The following is an 11,884-nucleotide window of genomic DNA, read 5'->3' as shown; positions in this document are numbered from 1 at the left end:
CCTACACTGTTTCTCTGCTCTCGTCTTCTAAAGCTACTTTGCTCTCTATTGGTGTTGATAGCTCGCCTTCTCCAGAAGCTACATAAACAGCTACCACAGCATCTCCGAGGATATTCATCGGGGTTCCTATGATGTCTCGCAACCTATCAATTCCTGCTAAAACAGCGATTCCTTGTATAGGCAAGCCTACGGAGGCTAATACAGATCCTAAAGTGATCATTCCTCCTCCAGGGACACCCGCACTGCCTACTGCAGAAAAAGTAGCTGCAATAACAAGCAATAGCAAACTACTGAAAGATAGAGGGCAGTTATAAGCTTGAGCAATAAATACTGCGGCCATACCTTGAAATATTGCGGTACCGTTCATATTGACAGTAGCACCTAAAGGCAAAACAAAACCAGAAACTTCCGAAGAAACCCCAAGATTTTTAGATACGCAACGCATCGTTACAGGTAGTGTCGCCGAACTACTAGAGGTAGATATCGCACAAGATATTGCATCCATCATAGCAGAAAGGAATTTAGAGAAGGACATCTTGCAGCCCATGCGGATAATACCGCCAAAGACAATCACAGCGTGAAATACACACGCTAGATAGTACGCGAGAACGAATTTTCCTAATTGCCAGAGAATCACTAACCCGTGACTACCAGAAATCCATGCCATACTAGCTCCAACACCATAGGGTGCAAAAGCCATGATCATGTTGATCATGCGGAGCATGATTTCAGAAAAACTTTCGATGAATTTAGCTACAGGAAGCCCCTTTTCTCCGGAAAGACGCATAGCGATTCCCAAGAAAATAGCGAAGACAATGATTTGTAAAATATTTCCCTCAACAAACGACCGCACGGGGTTTGAGGGAAAAATTTGAGAAATCAAAGATAAGAAATAGGCACTATTCTTTTCAGGAGCAACTATAGTTGTTTCAATAACATTCTGTGATAAGTCACACCCCTCTCCAGGGCTAAAAAATTGAGCGAAACATAAGCCTATAACAATAGCAATACATGTAGTACCCAAATATAAGCCGACACTTTTCATTCCTATTCGGCCTAATTTCTTCATATCGCTGATAGAAGCAATACCTAAAACCATGGAGCAAAATACCAGAGGGTAGACAACCATGCTTAACAGGTTAAGAAAAATGTCTCCTATCGGCTTAAAAAAGATTGCTTTGTCTTCTAAAATTAAACCTAGGGTAACCCCGACAAATAATCCTATAAAGATTTTCATCCATAGTTTCATTAGTTACCTCTTACCATTATGTATTTGATCTATTCTATTTAGTAAGGAAACGCCAGAATCTTCATGGTTTGCAAAATCAAAACGCATCTGCACCTTGCCAACCGGGAGAATCCCTTGCTCATGAACTAAATTCCCGAGCTTTACACCGTCCTTTTCCGTGCACAATATCCCCCGCCCTTGACGTAGAGCTATCTTCGAGCTAAAGTAGTGCAATTCTTTTTTCGTTATTCCCGCGTGGTCAGGTAATAAATACGTCCCTAATATCTTCACTCCGGCACGTTTCAACATATCAAGAAATCCCTGTGGAAATCCGAGACCACAGAAAACACCGGCAGCTAGCCCCGAAAGGCTATCTAAAGGAAGTTGCTCCCCACTCGGCTCCCAAAGTACTTGGGAAATACAGGGCTCAACAAAAATTTTTGGCGACGAGCTCCATGTATTTAAAAGTTTCTGATTCTCTAAACAACAGGAACCATTAACTATGATAAAATCAGCCTCCTTCAATCTATTAGGAAAATCGCGAAGGCGGCCTCGGGGGAAAAACTCTGCTCCCCCTAAGGGATCTTGACCATTAACTACGACAATTTCCACGTCTTTGTGTAGTTTGGTATTTTGGAAGCCATCATCCAAAATCAAAATATCAAAATTTTTAGCAGCGTGTTTAGCCGAAACTCTACGATCCTTATGCACAAAAACAGCCCCATCCTGGAGTTTCCCTGCCATCAGCAAGGGTTCATCTCCTACATAAGCGGCGCTGTGCATCTTAGGATCGACTACAATAAGCTTTCTCTGACGACTACATTTTCCTTTATATCCGCGAGAAAGAACGGCACAGGAATATCCTCGAGCCCTTAGATTTTCAGCCAACCACAATACTGTAGGCGTCTTACCAGAACCTCCAAGGACAATGTTGCCCACACTGATTACAGTAGAAGACGCTCGGTAAGGGGCTGAACAAAATAGCTTTCGACGAAAGCTTGCAATGCAGGAGAACATCCAAGATAGAATTCTCCCCAAACACCCCCACCCCAGGACTTTCCCAAAGCTAATAGCTACAGTTAAGCGGCGATACAAAATAAAAAAGGGCGAAGGAAAGCGTGTTTTCATCGAACTTCGTTATAACTCACTGATCTATCCATTTAGAGAATCATGATTGTCTAGAACCACAATCTTCGCCGCATCCTGGAAACGTCAAGCATCTCATAAAAAACATTAAAAATCAAGTTTACACAAGGAAGTTAAAAAAACTTTACAACAACTAATGCAATCTATTTTTTTTAATTAATTCGTTTCTTAGAGATAAATAATATAAATTATTTTTGATCTTATAGAACGTATTTTTCTGCATTCTCGCTAAATTAGGCTAGCCAGCGTTGGCGAATGACTTCGTAAGCAACTGCCGAAACTGCTGTAGATAAATTTAAAGAATCTACTTGACCAAGCATGGGAAGAGATATTTTTGCAAAATTCCCTTTAAGCCAGTGAGAAGTTAGTCCGTCTTTTTCTGACCCAAAAACTAGAGCCAGCGGCTGGTTGTAATTCTCGCAAAAATACATAGTACTTGCTCTAGGAGAAGTTGCAAAAACTTGCCATTTTTCCTCAGCAATAGTTTGCAATACCTCATCTAAAGTAGCTGACCAGATAGGAAGAGTGAATACTGTTCCCAATGAAGAGCGAATCACATTAGGATTGTAGAGGTCAACTATGGGATCGCATAAAATCACCCCATCAGCACCTACCCCATCAGCAATTCTAAGTATAGCACCCACATTTCCAGGTTTTTCAACCTGTTCTATGATTAAATAGAAAGGCAGAGGATTTTTTTTCTGGCCTAGAAATTCCTCTCGGGACCACCAACGTTTCTTCATCACAGCGATAAAATTATCGTGATGCTCTTTATAAGAAAGTTTTGAAAGGATTTCTTCTGAACAATAAATCTTTTCCAAAGGTGTTTTTTGAATACGATTTAAAAAAGATTGTTCTTTTTCCGAAACATTCTCTCCACAGAAAATCCGCTCACACTCGTATCCTGAGTTCAGAGCTTTTTGAATTTCTCGAAATCCTTCTAAAAGAAATAGCGGCCCCTTACGTGAACGGCTTTGTTTTAACGCTACTACCTCTTTCACCTTGGGATTATTTTTTCCTATGAACTCCATTTAACGAACACTCCAGAAGGTAAGGCTTGATCCCCAATACCACAAAAACTTTCTCCAGAAGACCAATACTGTCTATCCAAAGGTAGAGCCCGCGTAGCTAAACTGTGTAAAAAAGCTGGCGTATGCCCTGGCGTATGCGAAGTGATCAAAATATAGGAAGAAGAATCAGAAAGCAATTTGGAACATAAAAGCAGCAGAGAGAAGAAATCTCTATCTATTTTAAAAACCTCGCCATCAGGTCCGCGACCATAGGTTGGAGGATCTAATAAAATCACTTCGTATTTCTTCCCTCGCCGTATTTCTTTTTGTAAAAAAGAAAATACATCTTCAATAACCCAAAAGATCCTTTTTTCAGACAAAGCGTTGTTCGCAACATTTTTTTGCGCCCATTTTATTGCAGATTTAGATGCATCGACGTGGCATACTTTTGCTCCGCATTTTGCAGCAAAAATCGACGTAGAACCTGTATAAGCAAATAAATTTAAAACCCGACATTCAGAATGCTTTTCTATGCTCTGTTTTAATTCGGGCCAGAAACCGCTATGTTCGGGGAAAATACCTACGTGACCAAAAGGAGTGAACTTTAGCGTACAATCAACGCCATTCAAAGCGATTCGCCATTCTTTAGGGACAGAAGACCTAAAATGCCACTGCCCTTCTTCACCAGATCTTTGATATTCTGCTTGCGCCTTTTTCCATAGAGATGGTGAACTCTTCGGCCAGATTGCCGTGCAAGAAGGTCGGATGAGAGTTATCGGACCAAAGCTTTCCAACTTTTTTCCATCACCACTATCCAGTAGTTTGTAATCCATATTATCTGTTTTGTTGTGGAGGATATAAACGTCTTAGGGTATCCACTTGTGTTTTTGTCGCCATATCAGGCTCAATATTTACTTTTGACCCTTCTCGCTTATATCCTAATGTTGTTCGAGATAGCGTCTCAGGAATTAATCCTACTGAAAACACATCTTCATTCACAGTGACAACAGTCAGGCTAATTCCATCTACTGAAACAAATCCCTTTTCAAAAAGATATAGAGATAAGGAACTTGGTACACGAAAATAATACCGATTTTTCTCTATACGCACAATCTCTCCGATACCGCAAACATGACCGGAAACCATATGCCCCCCAATTTCATCAGAAACTTTTAAAGAACGTTCGATATTTACACGATCCCCAACACTTCTATCTCCTATTGTAGTGCAGGCAAGAGTCTCAGGAATGATATCAAAAAACATTTTACCTTCTTCCTCAAGTCTAATTACAGTAAGACAAACACCATCAATAGCAACACTACAGCCGATTTCCAACTCGGAAATGCATGTGGGAGACCCTTGCACACCTATAGTTAACCCCTCTTCTCTTGGCTCAACACTAAATATTTCACCAAGCTCCTGAACTATCCCTGAAAACATTCTTAATCCCTAAACAACTAATATTTACAATAAAATACCCTTGCGATAAGATGTTGCACTTTCGCAAAAATGGCGAGAACTTATCACGCTATCCGCATCTGTCGCAAGCCCTATTTTTATGGATTAGGAAAAAAAATTTGCAACTTATAGTCGCATAGATTTATCCTGCGTTAAAATTATTATTTTCTTAGACTACCTTAACTTTAGGAGGTAGCTCCCATGCAGTGTCCTTTTTGCAATCATGGGGAATTAAAGGTTATAGATTCGAGAAATGCGCCAGAGGCAAATGCGATTAAACGCCGACGAGAGTGCTTAAATTGTGGACAAAGGTTTACCACTTTTGAAACCGTTGAGCTCACTCTGCAGGTACTAAAACGCGATGGTCGTTACGAGAATTTCCAAGAATCTAAACTAATTAACGGATTAAATGCCGCCTCTAGTCATACACGTATAGGTCAGGATCAAGTGCATGCGATAGCCTCTAACGTGAAGTCTGAGCTCTTGGGCAAACAAAATAGGGAAATCTCTACCAAAGAAATTGGCGAACTAGTAATGAAATATCTAAAAAAGGCAGACATGATTGCCTACATTAGATTTGCCTGCGTCTATAGAAGATTTAAAGATGTTGGCGAATTAATGGAGGTTTTGCTATCTGCAACTCCGGATATGGAAAAATAGTTATTATTTTAAGGTTAAAGAGAGGAAACTATGCCGTTGTCTGAGGACGAAATAGCCAATTTTAAACAAAGACTTCTAGAGATGAAATATAAGCTATCTCATACCCTAGAAGGGAACGCTCAAGAAGTCAAAAAGCCTAACGAAGCTACTGGATATTCTCAACATCAAGCTGATCAGGGAACGGATACTTTTGATAGAACAATCAGCTTGGAGGTAACAACCAAAGAGTATGAATTATTAAGACAGATCAATCGCGCTTTAGAAAAAATCGAAGAGTCCTCTTATGGGATTTGTGACGTAAGTGGTGAAGAAATTCCTCTAGCCCGTTTAATGGCTATTCCCTACGCCACAATGACCGTCAAAGCTCAATCCGAGTTCGAAAAAGGTCTACTTTACGGAAACTAATCCCCATGTCTAGTCGCTCCCGATCTACTTTCCTCGCTATTTCATTTTTCGTCCTTATCGATTGGGTTTCCAAACTAGCTGTTTTACTGTACCGGGGGAATTTACCCGACGCTCGCCCCATACTATACCAGTATAGTTGGGGTAAGCTAATTTTTTGTATTTGCCCTACTTTTAATGAAGGCGCTGCCTTCGGGATATTTTCAAAATATAAATATTTCTTATTTGCCATACGTATAGCAATTATTTTAGGTATTCTTGCCTTTCTTTTTCTAAGAAAGAAAAGAACCTCCCCTTCAATCCGCTTCTCCCTGATTCTCCTCTGTTCCGGAGCTATTGGGAACGTTGGAGACATCCTATTCTACAGGCATGTTGTCGATTTTATTTCTATCGGTTTTAAACGGTGGTATTTCCCAACTTTTAATTTTGCCGATATTTTTATCTCTTTAGGAACTTTTATCTTCGTATATAAGCTTTATTTTCCTACTAAACAAAAGATAAAATAGAGATAATAGTTTACCCATCTTCTTACCAAAGAACTGTTTAAATATTTTAATTATAAAAAAAGTTTTTACCATGAACGCGGTCTTGTCTTTACTAGCCACCTTTGATGACTTCTTCTGGTCATATGTGGCTTTTCTCATGATTCTTTTCCTGGGGATAAGCTTTTCGTGGAAATCTGGTTTTTCTCAATTTACCAAAATTCCTCAATTCTGCAGGCTTTTCTACCAGTATATGCAGGAGTCTTCCAAGAAAAAGGGAAAGGAACACGAAAGAGGCATTCATCCGTTGAAGGTATTTTTTGCTTCAGCGAGTGGCAATATCGGTATTGGTAATGTTGTAGGGATTGTTACTGCTGCGTGCATCGGTGGTCCCGGAGCCCTATTTTGGGTTTGGATTGCGGGAATTTTTGGTTCCATAGTGAAATACTCCGAGGTGTACTTAGGGATTAAATTCCGTAAGGTAGATAGCGACGGCGTTTATCAAGGTGGGCCAATGTACTTCCTAGATAAAGCTTATGGGACCAAACTCATCCCTATTATTGTAGCCGTATTGCTCTGTATTTACGGTGTAGAAATCTATCAGTTTTCTGTTATTGCTGACACAATTTCCCACTGCTGGAACATCCCAAAATTATTCACTATTTTTGGTTTGCTATTTTTAATTCTCTATGCAGTTCAAGGGGGATTGCAGCGTATTGGGAAAATCTGTGCTGTCGTACTTCCATTTTTCCTCACCTTATACTGTGTACTATCTCTATACATACTTATAAAAGAGTTCCACCAGCTTCCGGCTCTGTTTTCAGCCGTATTTTCATCAGCATTTACAGGGCATGGTGCTATTGGAGGCTTTGCTGGTTGTACTGTAGCAACGACAATCCACCAAGGGATCTCCAGAGCCGCTTATTCCGGAGATATTGGTATTGGATTTGATTCCATTATTCAAAGTGAGAGTTCCGCAAAACGTCCAGAAACACAGGCTCAGCTAAGTATCATAGGACTTCTTATCGATAACCTTATCTGTACACTAAGCTTACTGATGGTACTTGCATCCGGATCTTGGTCTCTAGGCCTTGACAACGCTTCTCAAGCTGTTGAACATGCCTTAGCCACCTATTTCCCTCTTGTGAAGATCCTCCTCCCCACATTCTTCTTCGCCACGGGCTATACAACGATTATTTCGTATTTCCTTGTCGGGAAAAAATGTGCAAAGTTTCTTTACGGAAATATGGGATCGAAAATCTATACCCTATACGGAGCTGCTATATTACCTATGTTTTGCTTCTTATCGCAAAACACAGCCCTATTGATCATGTCTGTATCTGGAGCTCTTCTCCTGTGCTTTAACCTATTTGGGGTCTTCTTAATGAGAAAGGAAATCGTCTTCCCCGTATCTGATAAAGTGGTAGAGCTGCAATCTTCAGCAAAATAAGAATTCCTAGAGGAATATTTCGAGAGCCTCCTCATCTTATTCATTATCAAGCACATATCCCCAACGCCTGTTGGGGATTTTCTTTTTTATAGTTCTAACTTATTTATTGAAAAGTATTTTCTTTAACTTTTTTAAAAATAAATCGAAAATAAGAAGTGAAATTAAATAATAAAAATAAAAATTGTTTATTCACTTTATATGAATACTTACCTCACGGGAGCGATCATTGTCTGTTGTGTCTTGCTATCAACGTGCATGGTAACGATGTTCGTTTTGGCTATTAGCTTATTACATAAGCTCAACAAGATAGTTAAAAATATCAGTAAGATCACGACAATTTTAAATTTTGAAGCCAAGATCCTAGCTCCTTTATTCTTAGGGAAAAAGCTTATTTTCAGTTGGTTGCGCAAACGGAATAAACACTTCCCTAAGGATATTGAAGATTTCCTCTGTGAGGGAAGTAAGGCTAGCTGGATGGGGAAGATCTGCCGAGGGGCTAAGTGGGCAGCAGCTGCGCTGCTCGTTTGGTGTGTATTTCGCAAGAAGGATTAAATTTGCCGTAGAGGGAAAGAAAGTATGTTTAGAAATCATAAACCTAATAAAAAAACATGTAAGCGGTGGCGGTGGCTCAGAGGTGTATTATTTGGAGGTTTTATTGCGACATTGCTGACTTGTTTGTTCACTCCAAAAAGTGGTGTGCAGTTGAGAAAAAAACTCTCAAAGGTAAAAACTTCGGGAACGAGAAAAGGAAAAACCCTGTTTAAGCACTCTAAACAGCACACAAAGACTTTTGCTCAACAAACAAAAGCGTTAGCGAAAAACCTATCTAAAGAGATCAAAGATTTCACAAAAGCAATGATTGAAGAAACGAAAGATTAAATTTCGTTTATCCATTCCCTCTATAGCCTCTAAAGAGAAAGATACATATCGTCTTTAGAGGCACGTCTCAACATAGTTAAAGAAAAAATAAAATGGACTTTAACTATTCTATTCTTATTAACATACGCTTAGATCAACTTTTTATTTCCGTGTATTTATTTTGCCCTTCTATGTAAGTTAGATCCCTTACTCTAGACCGTGAAATGACTAGGATTCTGAAACATGAAACAGATGTTTTTTTGGAAATTCGCACTTCTTTCTTCACTAACACAATTAGCCTATACATCTCATTTATCAGCGGAGGTCACTCTTCCTCTATCGGGAACCCATGCGGGTGAAGATCTTGAATTATTCACCATGTTAACTACGTCCCCTCAGGGAACAAATTACACGTTGAGAGGTGAATTCACCCTTAAGGATTTCCTTGGAAACAATATCCATAAATCCGGGGGAGCGTTTTGCAACTCAGAGGGCAATCTCACATTTACAGGGAGCTCTCCTCTAGCGATCTTAAATTTCACGAATTTACAATTAGGTGGTCAGGGAGCTGGTGTATTTTCTAAGACTCTTCTTACTTTTGAAAATTTAAAAGCGATCAACGTAGAAAATAACCAGAGTTCTGGAGGAGTGTTTACCTCTAAACAGGATATGCTCTTCACTAGAAACACTAGTCTGCTTTTCCAAAATAACATAAGTCATGGAGCTGGAGGCGCGATTCTCCTTACAGGAGTGCAACCAAATCACATGAGATTTAGTGAGCAGCGTGGCGCTATTTCTTTTATTAAGAACCGTGCACAAGTTACAAAAAACATCACAAATTCAGGTAATGGCGGAGCTATCAATAGCGAAGTTGCTGGATCTTCTATCCTCTTTGATGGGAATCAGGAAATTCTCTTCCAAGAAAATTACGCTAATTTTGGTGGAGGCATCTGTAATGCACAAGGAACTGTAGAATTTAATGGAAACAAAAATACCATTACCTTCACACAAAACAGAGCGGTATCTTCTGGAGGAGCAATTTTTACAAAATGCTGCAATATACATAAGCAAACTGCTCCTGTAGTTTTCTGCAAAAATAGTGCTGACATTCTCGGCGGTGCTATTTTTTCTTCGCAGGTAATTATCAAAAACAATGACGCGCCTATTCTCTTTAGTGAAAACCACGCTAAAGGTGGCGGAGCTATAGCCGCGGTAAGCTGTAATATTACAGCTTCTCAACCCATTATCTTCTCTGACAATTCCTCTAGGGATTTTGAAGGGGGTGCAATTTACTTAAGTGGACAACCAAAACTACATTTGCACGCACAAAGTGCTGACATTATCTTTAGCAATAACACGGCTAGGATCACCACCAAGCATTCTTCCACCATAAAGAATAATGCCATTATAATTAACGGTGCTCCTGAATCTATCCGCCTCATTGCTAATGAAAATCAATCCATTATTTTTTATGATCCGGTTCTTGCAGCATCACAGGGTGCAGATCCTATACACATTAACTCTGTTGATCATACTCTGCATTGCGGTTCCGTTATCTTTTCTGGAGAGAAACTTGCTATAGATCGCCAAGATAACAATAATAAAACTTCTATCTTCAACCAACCTGTATATCTACATAACGGAACTCTTTCTATTATAAGTGGTGCTATTCTTGCTGTTCAAGAATTTAAACAGTTAGGCGGTACATTACATCTTAGCCCCGGGTCGATGTTAACAACCTACAATAGCTCAGGAAAAGATCTGGTTATTTCTAATATTAGCTTTGGTTTAGATACTACTCACTCTCATCTTCCCGCTGAAATACGATCAGGAAATTCAGTAATCAAACTGTCGGGATCTCCACAAATTCATGATCCCGATAATATCTTCTATAATAATCATGATTTGGCATCTCAGCCATATCATATGGAAATCGTTTTCAAATCCGAAAAAAGTGTTAATATTGACAACTTTATTCCTGAAGAGATTGCTGTGCAGCAAAATGCCTATGGCTATCAAGGTGTATGGAAATTTAATTGGTCCAAGGAAAATTCAAAGCGACATAAAACATTAAAAGCCTCATGGATCCCAACAGGAACATTCATTTTAAATCCTGAGAAAGAGGGATATCTCATCCCATCTTCTGTATGGGCAACATTTACAGGGATGCGCTCTTCTAATGACGCTATTCTTGATAACTACTTAAATAACAACACGATCATGCCTATAAAGTATGCGTGTATTTTTGGTGGCCCCATCTCCAGTGTTATGGAACAAAATGGCAAAAGCTATAATAACTTCTCTACGACACAAGTGGGTCAGAATGTAGGAATTAAACTGCCTTTTTCACCCAATACTGTTGTTTGTGCGACATTCACACAACTTCATGGATCTATCTCTCAGGATAATATTCCAGGGAAAAGCAATTCGCATATGCTATTAGGAACAGTAGCCGCTTTTAAAAATTGGCGCGCTTTATCATTCAGATCTTCTATAAGCTATGCTGAAGAATCCCATGTTGCAAAACATCAATTTTCGAAAAAGGACATCACCCGAGGAGCTTGGAAAAACCAGGGATTTCGCGGAAGTGTAGGCCTATCTTATGCCTATCCTAAGGGAATCCGTTGTCTGAAAATTACTCCATTTGTTGATCTTGAGTATACCGTAATCAACCAAAATCCTTTCATAGAAACAGGATACGATCCTCGGTATTTCGCTTCTTCACATTTGAGTAATCTTGCTCTCCCTACAGGGGTTTCTTTAGAATTACGCCTTTTCGGAGCAAAATACTCGCTATTCACACAATTGAGCATGGCCTATATCAAAGACTTGCTTAGAGAAAATCCTACAACAACGGCTGCCTTAATCCTAAATCAACATTCTTGGAAAGTTGCAGGAGCCTTTATAGGACAAGAAGCTGTAAATCTAAAATTCCGTTCTACCCTCAAATATAGATTTGCTACGGCTTACTTAGGAATTTCAACAACACAACGCGAAGGCAACAATCTCTCCGGAGATGCTTTTGGTGGTTTATCCTTAAGCTTCTAAATTTTCCTTGACTGGGAACTTTGTTAGCGATTATGGATAACATTCATCAAGATATTATGGATGCGCTCCTGTCTCCCTAAAGCTCATCTTTAATATCTTGATCTTTCTTGCCCCCCTTTTATTATCCCTTGCCTAATTTATC

The 11,884-nt window shown here is 39.5% G+C and carries 12 protein-coding genes; 7 read left to right on the top strand and 5 right to left on the bottom strand.

Features of this window, described 5'->3' with window-relative positions:
* Position 1: 1 nt before the first annotated feature.
* From CCA_RS01135 to CCA_RS01115, 5 genes are all read right to left on the bottom strand, one after another.
* Positions 2–1,249 carry a dicarboxylate/amino acid:cation symporter gene (locus CCA_RS01135; protein WP_011006186.1) on the bottom strand — a complete coding sequence of 416 codons (1,248 nt, stop codon included), beginning with the start codon at positions 1,247–1,249 and terminating at the stop codon, positions 2–4.
* A gap of 3 nt (positions 1,250–1,252) precedes the next feature.
* Positions 1,253–2,356, bottom strand: a complete 1,104-nt coding sequence (gene lpxK / locus CCA_RS01130) for a tetraacyldisaccharide 4'-kinase (RefSeq protein ID WP_011006185.1) — start codon at positions 2,354–2,356, stop codon at positions 1,253–1,255.
* Positions 2,357–2,607: 251 nt separating this feature from the next.
* Positions 2,608–3,405, bottom strand: a complete 798-nt coding sequence (locus tag CCA_RS01125) for an RNA methyltransferase (protein WP_011006184.1) — start codon at positions 3,403–3,405, stop codon at positions 2,608–2,610.
* The gene (locus CCA_RS01120; protein ID WP_011006183.1) at positions 3,393–4,217 is read right to left on the bottom strand and encodes a class I SAM-dependent methyltransferase; all 825 of its coding nucleotides are present in this window, start codon (positions 4,215–4,217) and stop codon (positions 3,393–3,395) included. Before CCA_RS01120 ends, CCA_RS01125 begins: the two co-directional genes overlap by 13 nt.
* A 1-nt stretch (position 4,218) precedes the next feature.
* Positions 4,219–4,824, bottom strand: a complete 606-nt coding sequence (locus CCA_RS01115; RefSeq protein ID WP_011006182.1) for a riboflavin synthase — start codon at positions 4,822–4,824, stop codon at positions 4,219–4,221.
* Positions 4,825–5,043: 219 nt separating this feature from the next.
* Between CCA_RS01115 and nrdR the strand changes: the two genes are divergently transcribed.
* The 7 genes from nrdR to CCA_RS01080 all read left to right on the top strand — a co-directional run bounded on the left by nrdR (position 5,044) and on the right by CCA_RS01080 (position 11,742).
* A complete protein-coding gene (nrdR, locus tag CCA_RS01110; protein WP_006342890.1) occupies positions 5,044–5,502 on the top strand; it encodes a transcriptional regulator NrdR in 459 nt (152 codons plus the stop codon).
* A gap of 30 nt (positions 5,503–5,532) precedes the next feature.
* A complete protein-coding gene (locus CCA_RS01105) occupies positions 5,533–5,907 on the top strand; it encodes a TraR/DksA family transcriptional regulator (protein WP_011006181.1) in 375 nt (124 codons plus the stop codon).
* Positions 5,908–5,912: 5 nt separating this feature from the next.
* Positions 5,913–6,410 (top strand): signal peptidase II, encoded by a 498-nt coding sequence (gene lspA, locus CCA_RS01100; RefSeq protein ID WP_011006180.1) that lies wholly within the window; start codon positions 5,913–5,915, stop codon positions 6,408–6,410.
* A gap of 70 nt (positions 6,411–6,480) precedes the next feature.
* A complete protein-coding gene (locus CCA_RS01095) occupies positions 6,481–7,836 on the top strand; it encodes an amino acid carrier protein (RefSeq protein ID WP_011006179.1) in 1,356 nt (451 codons plus the stop codon).
* A gap of 198 nt (positions 7,837–8,034) precedes the next feature.
* Positions 8,035–8,388, top strand: coding sequence for a hypothetical protein (locus CCA_RS01090; protein ID WP_011006178.1), 354 nt, complete (start codon positions 8,035–8,037; stop codon positions 8,386–8,388).
* A 24-nt stretch (positions 8,389–8,412) separates the two neighbouring features.
* A complete protein-coding gene (locus tag CCA_RS01085) occupies positions 8,413–8,715 on the top strand; it encodes a YtxH domain-containing protein (protein ID WP_011006177.1) in 303 nt (100 codons plus the stop codon).
* Positions 8,716–8,937: 222 nt separating this feature from the next.
* The gene (locus tag CCA_RS01080) at positions 8,938–11,742 is read left to right on the top strand and encodes a polymorphic outer membrane protein middle domain-containing protein (RefSeq protein ID WP_011006176.1); all 2,805 of its coding nucleotides are present in this window, start codon (positions 8,938–8,940) and stop codon (positions 11,740–11,742) included.
* Positions 11,743–11,884 lie beyond the last annotated feature (142 nt).

The sequence above is a fragment of the Chlamydia caviae GPIC genome (assembly GCF_000007605.1).
GTDB lineage: Bacteria > Chlamydiota > Chlamydiia > Chlamydiales > Chlamydiaceae > Chlamydia > Chlamydia caviae.
Note: the sequence above shows the minus strand (reverse complement) of the source record. Positions and strands in the feature narration are given on the sequence as shown.